Consider the following 22285-nt stretch of genomic DNA (forward strand, 5'->3'; position numbering starts at 1 on the left):
AAAAAAAGAGAGGTGAACAAATATGCATTCAAAAAATACAGTGAAATATATTTGTGAGTGTTACCCTTCAGGTAATAAATATTATTATAAGCAGGAACTCATTACTCATGATTCATGGAATAACCCCAAGTCAATTAATTGGTCTTCCCCTCGCCCTATTTCAGAGCGAACCTACAAGAATCGTAAAACGGAGGGATTTAAGACCGAAGTTCATTATTCCACGAAACTACCAGCAATCGTTATTCCGTTAAAGAATGTGAACAAATCGTGAATTACAAGATATCCTCATTTCGATTCTTGGCTTCCAAAACAAGTTTATGTACACTGATAAAGGACTTTAAAAAGACAGGAGCGAAAAAATGAGAAAAATGATTTGGCAGATGATGTTCTTTGCCTTGAGTGTACTCGTGATGACGGGCTGTAATTTAGTAACGTATGAAGAAAACGAAACCTTGTCGATCTCAACAGATGGAATTACTGAATTTCGTGTGAATCAAGATGAAGGGGATGTCTCCATTATAGGAGAGGAAGGGCTAGAGGAGATTGAAGTGAATGCAACGTATAGCGTTGTAGGTGAGGATATGGATGAAGCACGCATTTTCAAACAAAATCATACGATGATACGGTTAGAGGGCGAGGGGGCAACCGCCCATTTAACAACTTCAATTAAAAGAGGCTCCCAGAAAGAACAAGGAAATATCCACATAGATATCCGCGTTCCAGCAGATATTTCGTTGGTATTCTCTCAAAACGAAGGGGAACTCACCATCCAAAACCTTCAAAATGAAATGACCCTTCAGCATGGTACTGGGGGAATCAACCTCGTAAATATTTCTGGACAAATCCAGCTAACAGATGGTGCTGGAAATATCACAGCTGAACGATTAAATGGAAGTACTTCAATTACTAATAATAACGGAACATTAATCGTGAATGATTCCAAAGGTGAATTGTCTATTTTATCTGGGGCTGGGGATGTTCAGGTTCAAGAGTTTAAGGGACCAGTTACCATTCGTAGTGGGTCAGGAGACGTTGATATTCAAGCGATTGATGGTGATGTAACGATTACTGGTAATAGTGGAGGAAAGTTAACGATAGCAGATGTTGCCGGGACAATTATCGAACCATAATAATCGTATGGGAATAAATGTAGGATGTTTAAAGCAGCTATCTGCTACATGGTGAAGCTAGCTGCTGAACGATGATTTTCTATTTATAAATAATCAACATTCAAACGTTGACATAATGACCTTTCCTAGATAAAATACAATTAAACTAATAAATCATATCAAATTACAAGGAATTAAAGTAAAAGGTAGTTTTTATTATCGGTAACTAAAAAATAAAAGGAGGAGGGATAAGTCAATGAGTTATGCTTTTGACACAATGCGTGAGACTGACTATGAAACCTTGAATAACCAACTAGAACGTAAAGATAGTCTTGAAGTTTTAAAATGGGCTTATCAAACGTTTGGTGATGATCTTGTTTATTCCTGTAGCTTCGGTGCTGAAGGTATGGTGCTAATAGACCTTATTAGTAAAATCAAAAAAGATGCCTCAATTATCTTTCTTGATACGGACTTTCACTTTAAAGAAACGTATGAGTTAATTGAGCAAGTGAAAGCCCGTTATCCAAAGATGAATATTCAATTAATCAAGCCTGGTTTGACGCCGCAAGAACAAGCGAAAGAGCATGGCGAAGAATTGTGGCTATCAAATCCAGATAAGTGCTGTGATTTAAGAAAGCTCATTCCACTTCAGCAGGAGTTAGATAAATACTCAGCTTGGATATCGGGATTACGTCGTGAGCAATCCCCGACGAGAGCGAACACACAATTTGTAAATAAAGACAATCGCTTTAAGTCGATTAAGATTTGCCCACTTATTCACTGGACAGAGGAAGAAATTTGGATGTATATCGATTTACACAAACTTCCTTATAATGAATTACATGATAAGAGTTACCCTAGTATTGGCTGTGAGAATTGTACGAAACCAGTAAAAGAAGGGGAAGACCCAAGAAGTGGTAGATGGGCTAACTCGGAAAAGACAGAATGTGGGTTACATTTATCTCATAATAACGGTAGTGGCATTTAAGTACTAGAGTGTGCAACAGTACACCAAAAATAGGAGGAATATTAATCATGACAACGATTCAACCACACGGAGGAACACTTATTCAACGCTTTGAGCCAAATTATGATGTTTCGGCTGTTACTAAAGAAATTAATTTAGATTCGTTTGCATTATCTGATTTAGAGCTTATCGGTATCGGTGCATTTAGCCCACTTACAGGATTTTTAGGTAAGAATGACTATGAATCTGTGGTGCGTAGCATGCGTTTAGCAGACGGCACTATTTGGAGTATTCCAATTACGTTACCAGTTACGTCTGACGTTGCAGAATCACTTGCAACGGGTGAGAAAGTTAAATTAGTTCATAATGGTGAAATATACGGTGTAATTGAAGTGACTGAAGTTTATGAACCAAACAAGAAGGTAGAAGCTGAAAATGTATACCGCACATCAGATGAGGCACATCCAGGCGTAAAGAAATTATTTGAGCGTCCTGACTTTTATGTTGCTGGACCTATTACACTAACAAAACGCCTTCAACGCGACCGTTTCCAAGAATATCATTTGGATCCAGCTGATACGCGTGCAAAGTTTGCAGATCTTGGCTGGAAGCGTGTGGTTGGATTCCAAACTCGTAATCCTGTTCACCGTGCACATGAATATATTCAAAAATCTGCACTTGAAATCGTTGATGGCTTGTTCTTGAATCCATTAGTTGGCGAAACGAAGTCAGATGATATTCCTGCAGATGTTCGTATGGAAAGCTATGAAGTTCTTTTAGAAAAATATTATCCAAAAGACCGTGTATTTTTAGCTGTTTTCCCAGCGGCTATGCGTTATGCTGGACCTCGTGAAGCGGTATTTCATGCGACGGTTCGTAAAAACTATGGTTGTACACATTTTATCGTAGGCCGTGATCACGCTGGTGTTGGTGATTATTATGGTACGTATGATGCGCAGTTGATTTTCCAAGAATTTGAAGAAGGTGAACTTGAAATCATGCCTTTATTCTTTGAACATAGCTTTTATTGCAAGGCTTGTGGAAACATGGCTTCAACGAAAACATGTCCACATGGTGTGGAAGAACGCGTGATTTTATCGGGAACGAAAGTACGTGAAATGCTTTCAAATGGGGTTACACCTCCTCCAGAATTTAGCCGCAAAGAAGTAGTTGAAGTGCTCATTCGTGGAATGAAAGAAAAGGTAGAAGTGTAAGAGTAGAAAGGGTGAAAAAAAGATGCTGACAGTTGCAGCCTTTACCATTGCTTTATTTTTTGCGATGAATATTGGAGCGAGTGGGACGGCTGCTGCAATGGGACCAGCCTATGGCAGTGGAGCAATTCCGAAGAAAAGAATAGCCTTGCTTCTTGTTGGTATCTTTGCTTTTTTAGGATCATTAGCAGGTGGAGAAGTTGTTAAAACGATTGGAAGTGGCATTATTCCAAGCGATATTGCGACTGTTGAGATTGTTGTTATAATTTTAGCTGCAGCATGCTTAACACTCTTCATTTCAAACCTTATCGGCATTCCCCTATCAACGAGTGAAGTAGTTGTTGGAGCAATTGTCGGTGCAGGTATTGCGTTTCAAACGTTATACATTGAACGTGTTATTCTTATTGTTTCTTTTTGGGTAATTGTCCCGATTGTTGCATTTGGTATTTCTTATTTCATTGGAAAACTTGTTCGCATGGCCGAGGGGAAATGGGAGTCATTAACCGGAAAAGGGAAATGGCGCCGTCCCCTCGTCTTACTTTTAATTATTAGTGGATGCCTTGAAGCATATGCAGCAGGGATGAATAATGTCGCGAATGCTGTTGGACCATTAGTGGGAGCAGGATTAATTGATTTGGAGACGGCTGTACTCGTTGGAGGGATTTTTGTTGGGCTGGGTGCTTTACTACTTGGCGGAAAAGTAATCGAAACAAACGGAAAGAAGATTACGAGACTTTCTCTCTTGCAAGGAAGTGCGGTTTCAGTGACAGGCGGTACACTTGTCATTTTTGCTTCAATCTTTGGTTTCCCTATACCTCTTACTCAAGTTACCACTTCTGCAATTGTTGGCATGGGGACAGCAGATAATGGTTTTCGATTATGGCAAAAAAGCATCTTGAAGCAAATCATTAAAGTATGGATAGTTTCGCCTGTTTTTTCACTTGTGATGTCATATGGTCTTATCTTATTATTTATTAAGGCTGATTATTATACATTTGTTGTTGTTATTAGTGTATTCATTGCAACAATTGGTTCATATAGTTTATACCATTCAACAAGGATTGAGAGAAGAACCACCTATGATGACGGTGGAGGAATATGATAGAATGGTAGGTAGTTTAGTTTGGAAAATTAGAATATAGGTGGAGGTAGACTAACTTGTCTGATTCAAATATTGTCTGGCATGAGACCACAGTAAAGAAAGAAGAACGTCAAGCTCGAAACAATCATAAAAGCTGTATCCTTTGGTTTACAGGCTTATCTGGGGCGGGGAAATCAACCCTTGCTAATGCACTAGAACATACATTATTTGCTCGTGGTTATAATAGCTATGTTTTAGATGGTGATAACGTTCGTCATGGCTTAAATAAGGGCTTAGGATTTAGTGATGAAGACCGTAAAGAAAACATTCGCCGTATCGGTGAAGTAGCTAAGCTATTTGTTGATGCGGGAACGATTGTTTGTACAGCCTTTATTTCACCTTTTAAGGAAGATCGTGACCGTGTTCGTGAACTAGTTGAAGAAGGCGAGTTCATTGAAGTATATGTTCGTTGTTCTTTAGAAGCATGTGAAAGCCGTGATCCTAAAGGGTTGTATAAAAAAGCCCGTACAGGTGAAATTCCTTCATTTACAGGAATAAGTTCTCCATATGAAGAGCCTGAAAATCCTGAAATAACCGTTGATTCTGACCAAATTAGTATTGAAGAATCAGTTAATCAAATTATTGCCTACTTAGTTGAAAAAAACATTCTCGCGAAAGAGGTTTGAAAACATGGCCTATGAAAAAATTTGGGCAAATGAGCCTGACCAGTTAAGCAAAGATGAGCTACGTAAACTTGAAAAAGACGGTTTAGACATTTTAAATGACATTGAAAAGTATGCAGAAGGCGGATTTGATTCAATTCCTAAAGAGGATTGGAGTCTATTTAAGTGGGCAGGTCTTTATTTGCAAAAGCCTAAAGAAGCTGGCTATTGGATGATGCGCGTCAACATTCCTTCTGGGGTTATTACTAATGAGCAAGCGGAAGTTCTAGCAGGTATCGGAAAAGATTATGGGCGAGATGTCATTGATATTACAACGCGCCAAGCAATCCAATACCATTGGTTAACAATCGAACAAATCCCTGATATTTACAAGCGCTTAGAAAGTGTAAACTTATCAGCTGTTGGTGCTTGTGGAGATATTCCTCGGACAATCGTTGGTAATCCTTTAGCAGGGCTTGACCCGAACGAACTGATGGACACTCGTGAAATTGTTGAAGATGTATATCGCTTTTTCCAACGTAACCCAGACTTTTCAAACCTACCTCGTAAGTTTAAAATGTCGATTTCTGCAAATGTACATAATGCTGGTCATGACCGTATTAACTGTGTAGCCTTCACGCCTGCTGTGAAAGAAATTGATGGGGAAGAAGTGATTGGTTTCCACGTGAAAGTTGGTGGAGGATTATCAGCTAAGCCTTATTTAGCAGAAGAGTTAGATTTGTTTATTCGTCCTGAACAAGTGAAGGCAGTCTCGATTGCTATCGCAACGATTTATCGTGATTTTGGTTACCGCCAAAAGCGTCATCGTGCGCGTCTTAAGTTCCTAATCGCTGATTGGGGAGTTGAGAAATTCAAAGAGAAGTTACTAGAGTATACTGGGGAATTACCATCTAAGGGTATATGTCAACTTAAAGAATGGAACGGTGGCTATTTTTATGGTGTCCATCCACAAAAACAAGAAGGATTAAGCTATGTAGGATTCAATGTGCCAGTTGGACGAATGAATTCTGATGAATGGTTTGATTTAGCACGTATTGCAAGAGAGTACGGGAATGGAGAGATTCGTACATCGAACTCACAAAATCTTATTATTCCAAATGTACCAAATGAGGAAGTGGATGCTCTACTTCAAGAAAAACTATTTGAGCGCATTAAGCTTGAGCCTAAAAACTTTATCGGTTATTCGGTTTCCTGTACAGGGATTGAGTATTGTAATCTAGCGCTTGTTGAAACTAAAGAAAGAATGCGTCGTGTCGCTGAGTATTTAGATGAACATGTATCGATTGATGTTCCTGTTCGTATTCATATGATTGGCTGTCCGAACGCCTGTGGACAACGTCAAATTGCTGACATTGGTTTGCAAGGCGTGAAAATGAAGACAAAAGAAAAAGGCATGGTTGAAGCATTTGAAATTTATGTTGGCGGTACCCTTGAAAAGGATGTCGCTCAGTTTAATGAAAAGCTTAAAGGGAAAATCGATGCTGATGAATTAGCACCGGCCCTAGCTGCATTTCTACGTTATTACGAAGAAAATAAAGAAGCGAATGAAGTATTCTTTGACTTTGCCCAACGTGTAGGTATGGAAGCCCTTCAATCAGCGCTTGATGAAATCCTTAATTTGGCATCATAATGAACTTGTATCGTTTTGAAGTTGAAACAGAGCAAGATGGGGTACTCTATGTGGTTGTCGCAGCAAGCGATGAACAAACGGCGTTTAATATCGCTGAAATTGAAGTTGAAAAGTATTTTATAAAGCTTCCAGAATTAAAAAGTGTCACATTACTTGAGAAAAAAGCGATTCGCAAGGCCGCTGGCTTTGTTATTGAATCATAAAAAATGACTTTGGAGGTTACTCCAGGGTCATTTTTTCCGTTTAATTAATCTATCTTGTTGAATAATTTTAATAGGTAATATATAATTTAATCATAACTACCATACTAGTATAATTGCTTTTTTCAGAGAAAGGAAAGAAGATGAATATGAAAAAGGGAGGAAGAAGTCAGACTTCCACGAGAGAATTCGCTTATCAAGCGATTAAAGAAAAAATTCTTTCGTTAGAGCTTGAGCCCGCAACGAAAATCTCTGAGAAAGAAATTTCTACTACTCTTCAAGTGAGTAGAACACCAGTAAGAGAGGCTTTTCTAAAACTAGCTCAGGAGGAACTTTTAGAAATCTTTCCCCAAAGTGGAACGATTGTCTCCCGAATTGATTTAGATCACGTGGAAGAAGCTAGGTTTGTACGAGAAAAATTGGAAACTGCGATTGTTCACGACGCATGTCAGAGCTTTCCAGAGGAATATCTATTTCAACTGGAATCAAATGTTGCTACACAAGAAATCTACGTCAAAAAAAGTAACTTTACGCGCATGTTTGAGTTAGATGAAGAGTTTCACAAAATTATTTTCTCAGGTTGTGGAAAAAGCAGAACATGGTCGATGATTCAACAAATGAACAATCACTTCAAACGCCTGAGAATGTTACGACTATTGGTAAGCAATCTCGACTGGAATATTATCGTTTCACAGCATAAAGAAATTGTTCAACTAATTACGGATAAGAATGAGCAGAAAGCTAAAGAAGTGATAAAAAAGCATTTACAACTGGTTGTCGTTGAAAAAGCAATATTGATTGCACAGTATCCAAACTATTTTAAGTAAGGAGATAAATTATGAAAATATCATTTCGTTGGTTTGGTAGTCAGAATGATAGTGTCACACTAGAACAAATAAAACAAATACCAGGTATGGATGGGGTTGTTGGTGCTTTGTTTGACGTACCGGTAGGTGAGGTTTGGCCGGTTGAAAAGATTGAAAGCCTGAAAAGGGAAGTTATCGAAAAGGATTTAAATCTTGATGTGATTGAAAGCGTAAACATCCATGAAGATATTAAACTTGGATTACCATCTAGAGATGTTTATATTGAAAATTATCAAGAAACGATTCGTCGCCTCGCAAAAGCAGGCATAAAAGTAATTTGTTATAATTTTATGCCGATTTTTGATTGGACACGTTCCGATTTAGCGAAAGAGCTACCTGATGGATCGACAGCACTTGCTTATGAAAAAGCAAAGATTGAACAAGTTGACCCCACGTTACTCGCAGAACAAATTGAAGAAAATTCAAATGGATTTTCTTTACCAGGTTGGGAACCCGAACGCTTAAAGACAATAAAAACGCTTTTTAAGTTATACAAGAACGTAACGGAAGAGGACTTATTTAATCATCTACAATACTTCCTTGAAAAGGTGATTCCGGTTGCCGAAGAATGTGATGTAAAACTAGCGATTCATCCCGATGATCCACCTTGGTCTGTATTTGGATTACCGCGTATTGTAAAGAATAAGAAAAACCTTGAACGGATTGTCTCCTTGGTTGATAGTCCTGCTAATGGGTTAACGCTGTGCTCCGGGTCTCTAGGAGCAAACCCTGACAATGACCTTCCAGACATATTCCGTCATTTCTCAGCCATGGGCCGTGTTCCATTTGCTCATGTTCGTAATATTAAGTTTGGAGAAAATGGAGATTTTGCAGAAGCATCTCATCGGGGTTCTGATGGATCCTTAGATATTTATGAAATTGTTAAAGCTTTGCATGATACCAACTTTACCGGATACTTAAGACCTGATCATGGTCGTATGATTTGGGGAGAAAGGGCCCGCCCTGGTTATGGACTTTACGATCGTGCGCTAGGAATCATGTATATTTTAGGAATTTGGGATAGTTTAGATAAAGCAAAAATGTAGGGCCAATGATAAGGAGTGAGTATAGTGTTGGAACAACGTGATTCTTTACAAAACAAGGTTGCTGTAATTACAGGTGGAGGTGGCGTTCTTTGTGGATGCATGGCGAAAGAGCTTGGTAGACAAGGAATGAAGGTTGCCATCCTAAATAGAACGTTTGAGAAAGCGGTTAATGTTGTCGAAGAAATTAAAGCAATTGGTGGCAATGCATTAGCTGTGCAATGTGATGTAACTGATAAGAACAGTGTGGTGAAGGCACATGATGCTGTTATTGAAACATACGGACAAGTGGATGTATTAATTAATGGTGCTGGTGGGAATCACCCAAAAGGAAGTACGACGAATGAAACATTAAAACTTGAGGATATCAATAATGAAGGTATTGTAAGCTTTTATGATTTAACTGCGGAAGGATTTGACTTTGTCTTTAATTTAAATATCATTGGCACATTAATCCCGACTCAAGTTTTTTCAAAAAGCATGTTAGGGAAAAAAGGGTCCGTGATTAATATCTCATCGATGAGTGCCCCTTCTCCAATGACGAAAGTACCTGCCTATAGCTCAGCTAAGGCTGCAATTAATAATTTAACACAATGGTTAGCGGTACATATGGCCGAGAGCGGAATTCGTGTGAACGCCATTGCTCCTGGATTCTTTTTGACGGAGCAAAATCGCAAGCTTTTATTGAAAGAGGATGGAGGTTATACAGAAAGAACAGAGAAAATTATTAATCATACTCCAATGAGACGACTCGGGAAACCCGAAGATTTACTTGGAACGCTCCTATGGCTTCTTGACGAGAGAGCGAGTGGCTTTGTAACAGGTATTAGTGTGCCAGTCGATGGGGGGTTCATGGCCTACTCTGGTGTTTAACATAGAGTAGAGGGCACTGAAAAAGGTACGTTTTTTACCTTTTCCAGTGCCCTTTAAGCAACATGTGGAGCCATTGCTACTTCCTCGAATCTGCTAAAGGGACTTTTTCAATGGTCTCAAAATTGTCCTTTTTTTAGGACCCCTCTATCGATTCAAGAGCACGTGCAACATCAATTTCACCAAATCCATAATAAGAATCATGCCCCTTTGTACCGATGTCTTTTGCAGTTGATTTAATCACTTCATATACTTCCTCGTTATTTAAATCTGGACGCATTGAACGAATAAGTCCAGCCAGTCCTGCAACGTGAGGCGCAGCCATTGATGTACCGGACATCACAACGTAATTATTGTCAGGGAATAAGCTAGGTATGTGAACGCCTGGTGCTGCAACATCAATATGCGACCCGTAATTTGAGAAGAAGGCTCTGTTTCTCGCATCGTCCACAGCGGCGACGGTTAATACTTCGTCGTAGTTTGCTGGATACATCGGGTCATCGACATTATCGTTACCTGAAGCAGCAATTAAGATGACATCATGGTCATAGGCGTACTGTATAGCTTCATGTAAAACATCTGTGTGATAATAATCGCCTAAGCTCATGTTAATCACCTTCGCACCGTGATCCACTGCCCAATATAACCCTTTTGCTACTTCAAAGGAGGTTCCGGCACCGTCTTTATCAAGAACTTTCACAGGCAAAATTTCGCTATTCCAAGAGATACCAGCAATACCGGTCACATTATTGGTTAATGCTGAAGCCACACCGGCAACATGTGTCCCATGACCATGATCGTCCGCAAAATCATCTGAGCCATCAAAGGCATTATAACCATGCTTAATTTTGGTTTTCATTTCAAGATGTTCCGGATCTACACCAGTATCCAGAATGGCTATCTTCACATTGTCTCCTGAGGAAAAATCCCAACCACCGCTGACATTAATTTGGTTTAAATTCCATTGATATGGTTGAAAGAATTCATCATTGGGTACTGTTTCCATTTTGCTGACTTGCTTGGTGAAAATATAATTTGGTTCAGCAAAGTCAATGTCATAATCATGGCTGAGATTTTCAATAAGTTCGTCCGTCGTTTCATTCAAAGAAGATTGAACAACATAAAATGGTTGTGTATATTCAACTACACTTAAGTGTGGATGGTCTGCAAGCCAAGCATTTGCAGTTTCTGGATGTTTAAACTTAATGACAGCCTGTTGTTTTTTATAGTGAATCTGCTCTTTTTGTTTTTGTTCGTCGGAATGAACGACAATTTGCCAACCAAGCTCTGGGACAGTTTGAGCTTGGAGGCTTTCAGGAGTATCCTCAGTTGTCTTCCAATTCACATTTGGATTATCCCCAGACACAAAGAAAGTTCCATTTGAGTCCGCCACTGAAGCCATATCTTTGATGAAATCCTTTACAAAAGAGAGGTTAATCTCACCAATGACCTTTTTGTTGTTTGCTAGGTTTTCACCTAATAACATAAATTGTTGACCATCTATTTCATATGGGTCTGAAAACTCACTTTTCATATGATGATGCGTTAATGAATCGGGTTTCGCACTCAAATGACCCAGTTGTTCCACCATTTTATCCCCGTTATAAATAGCAAAACCGTGAAAGTGGGGGTGTTCGTTTAGTTCTTCGATAAATGCCTTACGTATTTCTGGTTTGGACATGTCTTTTTCTGACCAACGGTTTAGTTGTTCGGATAGTTGTTTAATAAACATCGTAGTTGTCAATGATAAATCCTCTGCCATTAATTTATCCATCGCAGTAGCCTCGAGTGTTTGAGGAATATCATTATGTTGTATTGTCAATACTCCATCACCAATTAGTGCAGCTGCAATTATCACTAGGCCGAGCGAAACGCCAGTAATTACCGACAAAATTTTAACTATTCTCCACATCATGCACCCTCCTTAATTGAGTGTTAGCTCATCATGTTTCATTTCATGTAAGCTGATAATTTGATTTACTCGACACCATTCCAGGATGTACTCTAATAATGGTTGAGTCAGTCCATTTTCAGGCACTTCCTTTTCAAGCCAGACGTTAAAATATCCTATATCTTTTTTGAATGAGTCACGAATGATTTGAGCATAGCCAACCAGTGTTTCATCTTTTTCAATCACGACATACATTTGATTGGTTTCATTCATTTTAATAATAAGTAGTTGTTCCCCTTCAGTTGTAACGGAAAATTCCTCCATTGTTTCCATGTTAGAAGGCGTCTTTGTGTAAAATTCAATTAAAGAACTAGCATCCGTTTTTTGTACAGGACGAACCGTGACAATGTCATCGTTCTTAGCGGTAAATGTCATGACAATTTGCTGGTCAGCTTGAGGCATCACTCATCGACCTCCACCCAAAGGATCCAAAAGGATTCGGGATTTTTCTGAGCACTGAGTCAATAAAAAGGGAAGCGGGGACAAGGATTACATTCTGTTCTTTTATAAAAGAAAAACCGATTGAAATTCCTGCAACGTTCTTGATTAAGAAAAATATAGGCACAGTGACAATCCATAATACTCTAACTAGTTTCATAAAAAATCCTCCTTTCATACCTTTTATCCTAGTTTGTCAAATGCTTGAATTATTATGAATGAAAAACAAAAAAACACACGGTTAACGATAATTCGTCAACCATGTGTTTATTTCCTTATATTAAAGGCAGCGTTAATTTGACCACGAAGCATGCGTTCACGTACTTCTTGTTTCTTGATTGCTTTTTGCTCCATTTTCCGTATTTCAAAGGTTTGCATGCCATCTTCCATCTTGTTGGCAATATCAATTAATCTCTCAATATCTAAAAATGAATACTTTCGAGTACCACCTTTTGTACGTTCCGGGAAAAGCAATTTTCGTTCTTCATAATAGCGTATTTTTCTCTCAGACAACCCTGTTAACTCACTCACTACCCCAATTGTAATAACCTTTTTATCTTTATAGGAAGACACCCATTCCACCTCACAGATGATTAAGTTAGAATGTTTAAACTTTAAATTAACTATATCATAAATTTCAAAAGAGGGTTATAGGCGATGTTAGATAATCTAACGTATTTTTCAGAAAATGTCCAATAGCCTTATTTATTATCAATAATTCTACGTATCAATTGACGCAGTTCAGAAAGTTAGGTGTACGGATTTCGATTGATGATTTTGGAACAGGCTATTCCACCTTAAGTTATCTAAAAGATTATCCAATTGATCCGTTAAAAAATGATAAGTCCGTATTAATTGTTTCTGTCCATACCTAAAATCAAACTAATTATCTAGAAAAAACACTTGTGAAATACAAAATAACAATATAATTAGTCAAAAATATTGGATGTATTGACCAGCTATATTGAGTAAAATCACAAAAAATAATTTCAAGCTGGAGGGATATGGATGAATAAGCAAACGATAAAAAAATGGCTTGAGCTTGAAAATGCAGAAGAAAATTTATTGCTGTTTCCAAATGGTGGGGCGAAGCAAAGCAATCAGAAGTCTATCAGCCAATGATTTCATCTTGAATCAGAAAGCCTTTTATTAGAAGAAAATAATGATAGATTGATAAAAAACTGGAATTCTCCACCGGAAATAGAAACGAGAGAGAATATGATTACAATTTATTCTCTAGGGACAAAAAAGGTCATTTTTCAAATAAATATAAGGGAACCCAAACTTGAAATATTACCTAAATAGGTGATAGAAAAGTGACTATACTATAGAGGGATTAAACTAATCAATGAAAAATATATTATTTTAATAACTATGACTAAGAATAAATTTTGAAAAAGAGTTGAGTTCCCATTAACAGTAGGTACTCATCTCTTTTTCATTTCGAATTGGACTTATTTAGTGCACTTCATGAGGGCACGACTAATTAATGTTCCGATACTGATCAGGTGAAGTGCCAACCATTCGATGAAAAGTCGCCACAAAATGACTTGGTGAACGAAACCCAACTTGAAAAGAAATGTTTTTGACCGTTACTGTTTTATTTTGAAGAAGCAATTGCTTTGATTTTTGAATGCGTAAATTCAAAAAATATATATAAGGTGTGACATTGAAGGTCATTCGAAATAATGAGTTCAGGTAGCGTTTGGAAAACCCTAAATACTCAGCCATATCATTTAGACCAAAATCTGGATTGGAAAGATTGATTTTCATCCAATCAATAAGTGGTCTGAGCTTAGAAAGGTTACTTGATATGGCTGTGTTTTCTTGGAGTTTTCCATATTTTTTTAATAAAAGAAGAAACTGATAAACAATGGTGGATGCTTTAATATTAAAAATGTCAGCCACATCTTCTTTTTGTTGATCAATGATCTCAAAAACATTGGTTAGAGGGGTATCTGCTTCCCAACTATATAATGGTGTAGTTAAGAGGTCTAAATTCATTAATATTTCCTTCACCATTTCCCCGTCAAACGTAAGATAGAAGGTTTCCCAATTCTCTTGTGAGTCCTTCCTATAAGAATGAGGAATACTTGGTAATAACAGTGTCCCACTATTAGGTGGAAGAAGGATTATTTGATTTTGATAATCCAAAATCCCTTTTCCTCGTACAGTTTGAATCCAATGATAAAAAGGATATCCATTTGGACGAATCATTTTGTCTTGATTGGGGTTAAATCCAATCGTCTCTGCATATAAGGGGAGTTTATGTTCATTTAGTGGTGTGATAAATTCCCTGCGATGCTGCATACCTTCACCTCGTTGAAACGGAATATTTGTGCAATATTTTTATATCAATATCAATTTTATTATATTTCATCAAGTTTTGTAACTAGATACAATGTAATTAAAGTTATATAAAAGTGAGAAAATATTGTACTACATATCTTAAGTCTATGGAACCAACAATAATTACATTTTATTAAATAGTTTATAAAAGAGAGGAAGCGTGAGATAAATGACAAAAACGCCTAGTATTAACTGGTTATCAGATGTGAATGTGTTTGCGGTAAATCGCCTCCCTGCACACTCCGATCATGTTTATTATGCGACGGTGGAAGAGGCCACGGATGCTGTGCCTATGAAAATGAGACATGATTTGAATGGTAACTGGAAATTCAGTTATGCCGTAAATCCAAATAATCGCCCAGAAAACTTTTTTAAACTTGATTTTGAGTGTGCAGCTTGGGGAGACATTAATGTACCAGGCCATATTCAGTTACAGGGTTATGGCACCCCGCAATATGTCAATACCATGTACCCATGGGATGGTCATAATGAAATTCGTCCACCGGAAATTCCAACTGATCATAATCCAGTTGGCAGCTACGTAAAGTTCTTTAATGTCCCGAATCATATGCATGACAAGCCAATAAATATTTCCTTTCAAGGTGTGGAAACTGCTTTTTATGTCTGGCTAAACGGTGAATTTGTTGGTTATAGTGAGGACTCCTTTACGCCAGCTGAGTTTGAACTCACCCCATTTCTAACAGAGGGTGAGAATAAGTTAGCGGTTGAGGTATACCAACGGAGTACCGGTAGCTGGCTTGAAGATCAGGACTTTTGGAGATTTTCAGGTATTTTTCGTGATGTATATCTCTATACTATACCGGAAATTCATGTCCATGATCTGAATGTTCAGGCGGAATTGGATTCATCTTATACGCTTGGGACATTACAGGCTGAACTCAAGTCTCTATCGCCTATTCCTAAAGGGGCAAAAATAGTAGCAGAGTTGTTTGATGCAGAAGGTAGTTTAGTAGCGACGACAAATGAACATCTTTCAGAAAAGACCGGCAAATTTTCAATGAAGGTGAATGAGCCAAAATTATGGAGTGCTGAACAGCCATATTTGTACAAGTTATTCATAAAGGTATATGATGCTTCTAGTAATTTAGTTGAGGTTGTTCCGCAGAAAGTGGGTTTCAGAAGATTTGAGATTATAGATAAAATAATGTGTCTCAACGGAGAACGAATTTTGTTTAAAGGCGTAAATCGGCACGAATTTAATTGTGAAAAAGGCCGTGCTATTTCGAAGGAAGATATGCTGTGGGATATTAAGACGTTAAAACGCAATAATATTAACGCCGTGCGAACATCCCATTATCCAAACCAAAGTTATTGGTATGAATTATGTGACGAATATGGAGTGTATGTGATTGATGAGATGAACTTAGAAACGCATGGCTCTTGGCAGAAAATGGGGGCAGTCGAGCCTTCATGGAATATTCCTGGCAATAAGAAAGAATGGGAGAACATTGTCTTAGATAGGGCAGTTTCAATGTTCGAGAGGGATAAAAACCATCCTTCTATTCTTATTTGGTCTTGTGGAAATGAATCATATGCTGGCGAAGTCATTTTAAATGTCTCCAATTATTTCCGATCTGTTGATCCTAGTCGTCTCGTTCACTATGAAGGGGTATTTCATAATCGTGACTATAATGATACAAGTGATATGGAGAGTCGTATGTATGCAAAACCAGCCGATATTGAGGAATATTTAACGGCAAACCCCCAAAAGCCTTATATTAGTTGTGAGTATATGCATGCGATGGGAAATTCTCTAGGTGGTATGAACAAATATACCGATCTAGAGCACAAATACACAATGTATCAAGGGGGATTCATTTGGGACTTTATGGATCAGGCTCTTATAAAGACAGACCGTTACGGGAAGGAATTTTTAGCATACGGAGGAGACTTTGGAGATCGGCCAACAGATTATGGATTTTGTACAAATGGGATTGTTTACGCCAATCGAGAACTTTCTCCTAAGATGCAAGAGGTGAAGTTTTTATACCAAGACCTGAAGCTAGTTCCTGATAAGTATGGGGTAAAGATAATAAATGACAGTCTCTTTACTAATACGGCGGACTATGATTTAGAGTGTATTCTTTTTCATGAAGGAAAAGAATTGCATCGAAGTAAACTTCATGTGGGTGTCTCCCCAAAGAGTAAGGGGAATGTTGAATTTGAATGGCCTACTGATATCATAAGTGAGTCAGGCGAGTACTGTATTCATACTTCATTTAAGCTGAAGGAAAACACGCCCTGGGCTGATGTTGATTATGAAATAGCTTTCGGTCAATTTATTTTTAAAGAAAGCAAAAAAGAAGTTGAGAAGGTTGGAGGCGATAATGGTCGTTTTAGGGTTGTCGAAGGCGATGTTAATATTGGTGTCCACGGCACAGATTTTACAATTATGTTTTCAAAACAGGTTGGAAGTTTAATTTCACTAAAATATGCAGGAAAAGAAATAATTGAATATCCGCCAGCACCTTTATTTTGGCGGGCTACAACTGATAATGATAGAGGCTTTTCACAAAACTTTCATGCTGGTTGCTGGTTAACAGCCAGCCTGGCACGAAAGTGTGTGAAAACCAGCGTTAAGGAAGCAAAAAACTATGTTAGCGTAGGTTTTACTTATAAATTATCAATAAGTAGTGAAATCAAGGTTAAAGTTAATTACAGGGTTTATTCAGATGGAAGCGTACAAGTTAAATCAAATTACCACGGGGCAGAGGATCTTCCTCAACTACCGATTTTTGCCGTTAGCTTTAAGGTTCCAGCAAATTATAACCAAATAGAATGGTATGCAATGGGTCCTGAAGAAAATTATTCTGATCGCTCATTGGGAGCCAGACTAGAACGATTTAAAAATAAAGTAGATGACAATGTATCTGGTTATCTTATGCCGCAAGAATCAGGTAGCAGAACGGGAGTACGTTGGGCAAAATTAACTAATAAAGAAGGACAGGGGATAAGAATTTCTGCATCTTCTGATCCACTCGAATGCAACTTTTCACCATATACAGCATTTGATCTCGAGAATGCACAACATTTATATGAGCTTCCAAATGTACACTATACAGTTATAACCGTTGCAGGTAAACAAATGGGAGTTGGCGGTGATGACAGTTGGGGTTCACCTGTTCATGAAGAATACCTTATTAAAGGACACGAAGATTTAGAATTCGAGTTTTTAATTGAACGAATTTAATAGAAATAGGATGAATCAGCGACTTGATTGTGACGATGATAATAATGGAGTAGGGAGAAATTATATTCTCCCTGCTTTTTTAAGAGGCTCTTCAGCCGGTGTTGAAGAAGGCGATGGATGCAGGAATTAACGTTCTTTCTGTTGACTCAGCTGTAAACGCTAACAGTAGAATGCTTCACGTCAATCAAGCTGATCCAGAACGAATTGGTCGTTCACAAATTGAAGCGGTTGCTGAGATGATTGATAGTGAGGGTCAGATTGCTATTTTAAGTGCAACATCACAAGCTACAAATTAGAACCTTTGGATTGAATGGATGAAAAAAGAGCTTGAAGAACCAGGTTATGAAAATATTGAGCTTGTAAAAGTGGCATACGGTGATGACTTACGAGATAAGAGTACATCTGAAACTGAAGCCTTACTTTTAGGATTCCCAGATTTAAAGGCATCCGACAACAGTAGGCATTGCAGCAGCTGGTAAAGTTCTAACTGACAAAGGTCTACAAGGACAAATTGCTTTAACCGGACTAGGTCTTCCAAGTGAAAAGGCTACCTATCTTGAAAATGGTGTGTCCCCAGCAATGTTTTTATGGAATCCAATTGATGTTGGTTACGGAGCAGGTATGACGGCACACGTATTAGTTGAAGGTGAAATTACTGGAGCTCTTGGTGCAATGAGAGTAGTGGAAGATGGTAAAGGCACGCAAATCATGCTAGGGGATCCGTTCCGCTTTGATGCAGCTAATATTGATGAGTGGAAAGAAGTTTATTAAGTAAGCAAAATAGGTTTTCCTTCATCTAGTAACCTGTTTATCAGATACTAGAGAGGGAAACCTATTTTTAAAAATAATGGAGCTCGACATGAAGGATTAAAGAGGAAGTTTAGATGAAACATCAAATTCCATATATAACCATGGCCGGAAGTGTTAGAAGAACATCAAAAAGCAGCGATTAAAACTATCGATTTTCAAAAATGGTGCACAGTTTTTTTTATTGTTTTGAATGTGATGATGTCGAAAAGGCTTTTGACTAAATCATGAGACTTGTAAGATGTGGAATGCGCTAAAGTCTAATATCGTAGCAGGGGCGTTTGATTTTAATGAATACGAAACAATTAATCTGTGAAGTGTTGTATTTAAAATGAGTGTTCTAGAAAAGCGTCTTATGAGTTCTATTGAGCTTATGAGAGGCTTTTTTTTAGTTTTATAGTTAGAGAAGTTTTGATTAACAATTTAAAGAAATCCTCTATGTTACATTATATCGAATGAAAACTTTGATTTTGAAGCAATGAAAGATAAGTTTAAAAGCTTTGATGATGAAGAAGAAGTGCTCCAATCTGCAAAAGAAAGAGAGATTGTATAGAGGGTGGAAGATAAGTAATTAATCAAAGATGCAAAGTTTTGTACGCGCTGGGCATTAGGGTTAACATTCATATTAATTTTTGCTTTCCCAGGTCTTATGTTTTTCACAGGTTATAATTATAGTTTGCAGTTTTTCAAAGGCTGGACGTTCTTAAACAAATGATATTCTTTATTTCTAAAAAGGAAAACATAAAAGGACTGGGGGGGAACGATGAAAACTTCAAAGTTTGCGGTCAAAAATCCAGTCACAGTGGTGTGTCTGGTTAAACTTGGTTTTGTATCATTTACATGACTGAGATTGGACTTAATGCCAATTATTAATCTCCGGTATTAGCAATTATGAAGACTTACTCAGGAGCAGGACCAGAATAAGTGGCTGAGGGCGTTATAGATCCATGAGTCGAGATTGGTACAAGTTCGGGGCTTGAAATGATACAATCAAGAAGTAGTTCCAACTCATCTTGATTATTGCACAATACCAATAGGGAGCACATATATCGGAAATTAGAGAAGAGTTAAATTCCTCACTAGGTATACTTGTTAAATTCGACCGAACGATGTTGATAAATTATTCAGATGGCCGTCTCACAGGGAGAAGGTACAGTACTTCTTCAGGAAATGGTGAACGATGTCATTGTGCCTCAATTTCCTGAAAGTAAGTCGTTCAAAAATTTTAAAAGGCAATTTTTAACAATGGGTAACGTTTTTAGCGGGTGATACAAATTTGGATAAAATGGTAACCAATTTGTATGAATTATTTATCTAGAATGGTAAATTAGATACAGACTTTCATGTCACTAAGGAGGGAGTTATGAAACAAAAGGTTGTCTCAAACCTATACATTTTCTATACAATCATCTTAACACTATTTATTATCAATACATTTATCAAAAATGAACATATTTCATATATCGTAGGAGTATTAGCTATCCTCATGTTACTTGTCTCATTTTCAGGGGCGGATAAGTTGTTTAAAGTAATAGGCACGATATTTCTTGTGACTGGCATTTTCTTATATCTGTATTCTGGGTTACCTTTTAAAGACCTACCTTTTTATATGACATCGACCTTACCATTACTGGCCTTTCTAATGGTTTTACCGTGGATGAATAGCTGTGTCAGAGCTGGGAGATTTGACAGACAAATTAATGATGCGATGAAAGCAAATGTTTCCGATCTAGGCAAACTATATGTTCGAAGTTCTTTAACAACCTATTCTCTCGTCACCTTCATTAATTTGTCCGCTCTCACAATATCCCAAGATATCTTACTAGAAAATATGAAAAAAATGAAGAAAAAAGTAAAGGACGTATTTATAAGCAAAACAACCTTACGTACGTTTGCGGTCGCACTTGCATGGAGTCCAATGGAAATACTTGTTGCCATGACTGTTGATGCAACGGGGGTAAGTTATCTCCGTTTTTTACCATGGCTTATCTTATGTTCGTTGCTTGTTTTTTCTGTTGATTTATTTATTGGGAGAAGGGTATTCGCGTCTATTCCTTACTCTTCTCCCCTAAATAATAAAAGGGAAGTTAATGTACGGAAGTTAAGTTGGAAGCTGTTTCAATTATTTATCGTGTTAAGTGTATTTTTGTTTACCGTTGTTAGTATAGGGAACGTCTTTCATCTTAATTTTATTTTATCGGTAACATTGGTGATTCTACCTTTCACTTTTTGTTGGGCAATGATAATGAAACGCACAAGGAGCTTTTTGGCGATAGGATGGAGAACATGGAAACTTCGAACAAATAATATGCAAAATTTCATTGTCCTTTTTATTGCGCTTGCGTTTTTTTCAAATAGTTTGAATGAAACACCTTTTCTTGCGTTAATCCAACACCCTTTTTTATCATCCGAATCGCCACTTATCATCCTCCTTTTGATTCAGTTTACATATTTAATTATGAGCCTTATTGGAGTACACCCCATTGCGACAATAGGTGTATTGATTGAGGTACTAACGCCGCTGTTTGATGTGATGAACCCGTTAAGTATTGGAATTGTCATGATAACTGGAGCTTTAGCAACTCTTTCGGTCGGGGCATACGGTATGATGGTAACAATTACGGTGATGAATACAAAGCAAAACCCATATTTAATCACGTTGAGAAATATGCCTTTTGGTCTTTTTTATGGTGGGGTTGGAACATTAATTGCCTACTTGCTTCTATGAAGATACAAAGTAATTAGTTCCTCAAAATAGTCTTTAGTAGCAAATAGTTTATAATTAGAAAGAAGTAAAACTATTTTTTTATATTTTGTGCCAATGGCTTAAGCATGCGCATTAACTGGACGACTTCTTCTTGTTATTGATAAACTCAAAAAAGAAAAATTCCATTGGAGGGTCTTATGTCAACTCCTATATTCTTTCCAAATCATCTCGAATTTAAGTATTGTTGCGATTTAAAGGAAGAAATTTCTTTTCATTCTCATGAGCATTATGAAATTTTTTATTTTCATGGAGGGAAATGCAATTATCTTATTGGCGACCAAATTTATGTTTTGGCCCCTGGTGATTTGATTCTCATGAATGGATTGACGTTACATTGTCCGACTTTGCATGAGCGAGAGGATTATATCCGTAGCGTAATACATTTCGACCATGGCTATTTTCGAGGTGTGCTAAGGACGATGGGAATGGAGTATCTGCTTGAACCGTTCGCCTCGTTACAATCGCATCGTTTCCAGCTTCAAGGACAGGAACGTCAAGCCGTTGAACGGCTTTTTTTAACGATGAATCAACATAATAACAAGGATGATTCTATTTCTGGATATCGCTTGCAATTGGCCTTTCTAGATTTACTAGCCTATATGTACACCTTTTGTCAGAAACCGTTAGAAAATAAAAAAGAAGCCCATTCAGAAAAAGAAAAAACGGTCCAAAAGTTGATTGCGTTTATTGAAGAACATTTCCGAGAGAATTTAACACTCCAAGATATTGAGGATGGCCTACATCTAAGTAAATATTATTTATCAAAGATATTTAAGGAAGTAACCGGATTCACTATTTTTAATTATTTTTATCAAAAACGCGTGAACCAAGCAAAAATTGAGTTCCTACTCTCTGAGAACAATTCGGTCACAGATGTTGGCTATCGTCTTGGCTTTAAACATCCCTCTCATTTTAGTAAGGTATTTAAAAACATCACGGGCTTAACGCCGGAACAATACAAAAAAGAAGTGTTAACAACAGAAATAAGACTCTAATAATAAGTCTGAACATTCGCTCTGAATAGTCAGGCTTCTTTTTGTATTTAATAAATTGATGAGGCAAGACAGCAATCACGTACAAATGAACCCCATTTTACATTAAT

The 22285-nt window shown here is 37.5% G+C and carries 22 protein-coding genes and 1 pseudogene; 18 read left to right on the forward strand and 5 right to left on the reverse strand.

The annotated features are described in order from the left end of the window. Positions 1 to 22 precede the first annotated feature (22 nt). The 11 genes from CEF19_RS15350 to CEF19_RS15400 all read left to right on the forward strand — a co-directional run bounded on the left by CEF19_RS15350 (position 23) and on the right by CEF19_RS15400 (position 9663). Complete coding sequence (locus CEF19_RS15350; RefSeq protein ID WP_100406857.1) at positions 23 to 271, forward strand: hypothetical protein; 249 nt, start codon at positions 23 to 25, stop codon at positions 269 to 271. Between the two features lie 88 nt (positions 272 to 359). After that, complete coding sequence (locus CEF19_RS15355; protein ID WP_100406858.1) at positions 360 to 1130, forward strand: DUF4097 family beta strand repeat-containing protein; 771 nt, start codon at positions 360 to 362, stop codon at positions 1128 to 1130. A 235-nt stretch (positions 1131 to 1365) separates the two neighbouring features. Beyond that, positions 1366 to 2097: a phosphoadenylyl-sulfate reductase gene (locus CEF19_RS15360; RefSeq protein WP_100406859.1), complete on the forward strand. Its 732-nt coding sequence runs from the start codon at positions 1366 to 1368 to the stop codon at positions 2095 to 2097. A gap of 47 nt (positions 2098 to 2144) precedes the next feature. After that, on the forward strand, positions 2145 to 3290 hold the full coding sequence (gene sat / locus CEF19_RS15365) for a sulfate adenylyltransferase (protein WP_100406860.1): 1146 nt from the start codon (positions 2145 to 2147) through the stop codon (positions 3288 to 3290). A gap of 22 nt (positions 3291 to 3312) precedes the next feature. Further along, a complete protein-coding gene (locus CEF19_RS15370) occupies positions 3313 to 4389 on the forward strand; it encodes an inorganic phosphate transporter (protein WP_100406861.1) in 1077 nt (358 codons plus the stop codon). A 56-nt stretch (positions 4390 to 4445) separates the two neighbouring features. Further along, complete coding sequence (gene cysC / locus CEF19_RS15375) at positions 4446 to 5054, forward strand: adenylyl-sulfate kinase (RefSeq protein WP_100406862.1); 609 nt, start codon at positions 4446 to 4448, stop codon at positions 5052 to 5054. Positions 5055 to 5058: 4 nt separating this feature from the next. Continuing rightward, positions 5059 to 6681, forward strand: a complete 1623-nt coding sequence (locus CEF19_RS15380; protein ID WP_100406863.1) for a nitrite/sulfite reductase — start codon at positions 5059 to 5061, stop codon at positions 6679 to 6681. Further along, positions 6681 to 6884, forward strand: a complete 204-nt coding sequence (locus CEF19_RS15385; protein WP_100406864.1) for a DUF3906 family protein — start codon at positions 6681 to 6683, stop codon at positions 6882 to 6884. The genes CEF19_RS15380 and CEF19_RS15385 overlap by 1 nt, the downstream gene beginning before the upstream one ends. Positions 6885 to 7024: 140 nt before the next feature. Next, positions 7025 to 7708 carry a GntR family transcriptional regulator gene (locus tag CEF19_RS15390; protein ID WP_406565362.1) on the forward strand — a complete coding sequence of 228 codons (684 nt, stop codon included), beginning with the start codon at positions 7025 to 7027 and terminating at the stop codon, positions 7706 to 7708. An 11-nt stretch (positions 7709 to 7719) separates the two neighbouring features. Next, the gene (gene uxuA / locus CEF19_RS15395) at positions 7720 to 8793 is read left to right on the forward strand and encodes a mannonate dehydratase (RefSeq protein ID WP_100406866.1); all 1074 of its coding nucleotides are present in this window, start codon (positions 7720 to 7722) and stop codon (positions 8791 to 8793) included. Between the two features lie 24 nt (positions 8794 to 8817). Beyond that, positions 8818 to 9663 (forward strand): SDR family oxidoreductase, encoded by an 846-nt coding sequence (locus tag CEF19_RS15400; protein ID WP_100406867.1) that lies wholly within the window; start codon positions 8818 to 8820, stop codon positions 9661 to 9663. Between the two features lie 133 nt (positions 9664 to 9796). Here the strand turns inward: CEF19_RS15400 and CEF19_RS15405 are convergent, their stop codons facing one another. The 4 genes from CEF19_RS15405 to CEF19_RS15420 all read right to left on the reverse strand — a co-directional run bounded on the left by CEF19_RS15405 (position 9797) and on the right by CEF19_RS15420 (position 12622). Next, positions 9797 to 11575 (reverse strand): S8 family peptidase, encoded by a 1779-nt coding sequence (locus tag CEF19_RS15405; RefSeq protein ID WP_227521999.1) that lies wholly within the window; start codon positions 11573 to 11575, stop codon positions 9797 to 9799. A 9-nt stretch (positions 11576 to 11584) separates the two neighbouring features. Further along, complete coding sequence (locus CEF19_RS15410) at positions 11585 to 12013, reverse strand: GNAT family N-acetyltransferase (protein ID WP_100406869.1); 429 nt, start codon at positions 12011 to 12013, stop codon at positions 11585 to 11587. Then, on the reverse strand, positions 12000 to 12209 hold the full coding sequence (locus CEF19_RS15415; RefSeq protein ID WP_100406870.1) for a hypothetical protein: 210 nt from the start codon (positions 12207 to 12209) through the stop codon (positions 12000 to 12002). Before CEF19_RS15415 ends, CEF19_RS15410 begins: the two co-directional genes overlap by 14 nt. Before the next feature lie 107 nt (positions 12210 to 12316). Then, a complete protein-coding gene (locus tag CEF19_RS15420; RefSeq protein WP_100406871.1) occupies positions 12317 to 12622 on the reverse strand; it encodes a MerR family transcriptional regulator in 306 nt (101 codons plus the stop codon). A 167-nt stretch (positions 12623 to 12789) separates the two neighbouring features. On the opposite strand from CEF19_RS15420, the pseudogene CEF19_RS23775 reads away from it, so the two are divergent. Further along, positions 12790 to 12903 (forward strand): annotated as a pseudogene (locus CEF19_RS23775) (EAL domain-containing protein); the annotation flags it as partial. A 628-nt stretch (positions 12904 to 13531) separates the two neighbouring features. On the opposite strand, the gene CEF19_RS15430 reads toward CEF19_RS23775, so the two are convergent. Continuing rightward, on the reverse strand, positions 13532 to 14359 hold the full coding sequence (locus CEF19_RS15430; protein ID WP_100406873.1) for an AraC family transcriptional regulator: 828 nt from the start codon (positions 14357 to 14359) through the stop codon (positions 13532 to 13534). A 208-nt stretch (positions 14360 to 14567) separates the two neighbouring features. Here CEF19_RS15430 and CEF19_RS15435 point away from each other — a divergent pair, with 208 nt between their 5' ends. The 6 genes from CEF19_RS15435 to CEF19_RS15450 all read left to right on the forward strand — a co-directional run bounded on the left by CEF19_RS15435 (position 14568) and on the right by CEF19_RS15450 (position 22178). Then, entirely contained in the window at positions 14568 to 17609 is a 3042-nt protein-coding gene (locus tag CEF19_RS15435; RefSeq protein ID WP_100406874.1) for a beta-galactosidase, LacZ type, read from the forward strand. A gap of 98 nt (positions 17610 to 17707) precedes the next feature. Then, entirely contained in the window at positions 17708 to 17905 is a 198-nt protein-coding gene (locus CEF19_RS23780) for a substrate-binding domain-containing protein (protein ID WP_227522000.1), read from the forward strand. An 18-nt stretch (positions 17906 to 17923) separates the two neighbouring features. Further along, the gene (locus CEF19_RS23785; protein WP_227522001.1) at positions 17924 to 18088 is read left to right on the forward strand and encodes a hypothetical protein; all 165 of its coding nucleotides are present in this window, start codon (positions 17924 to 17926) and stop codon (positions 18086 to 18088) included. A 31-nt stretch (positions 18089 to 18119) separates the two neighbouring features. Then, positions 18120 to 18380 carry a type 1 periplasmic-binding domain-containing protein gene (locus tag CEF19_RS23790; RefSeq protein WP_406565391.1) on the forward strand — a complete coding sequence of 87 codons (261 nt, stop codon included), beginning with the start codon at positions 18120 to 18122 and terminating at the stop codon, positions 18378 to 18380. 1399 nt (positions 18381 to 19779) lie between these two features. Continuing rightward, on the forward strand, positions 19780 to 21144 hold the full coding sequence (locus CEF19_RS15445) for a hypothetical protein (RefSeq protein WP_100406875.1): 1365 nt from the start codon (positions 19780 to 19782) through the stop codon (positions 21142 to 21144). A 176-nt stretch (positions 21145 to 21320) separates the two neighbouring features. Continuing rightward, positions 21321 to 22178, forward strand: coding sequence for an AraC family transcriptional regulator (locus tag CEF19_RS15450; protein WP_100406876.1), 858 nt, complete (start codon positions 21321 to 21323; stop codon positions 22176 to 22178). Positions 22179 to 22285 lie beyond the last annotated feature (107 nt).

The sequence above is a fragment of the Bacillus solitudinis genome (assembly GCF_002797395.1).
GTDB lineage: Bacteria > Bacillota > Bacilli > Bacillales > Bacillaceae_D > Halalkalibacter_A > Halalkalibacter_A solitudinis.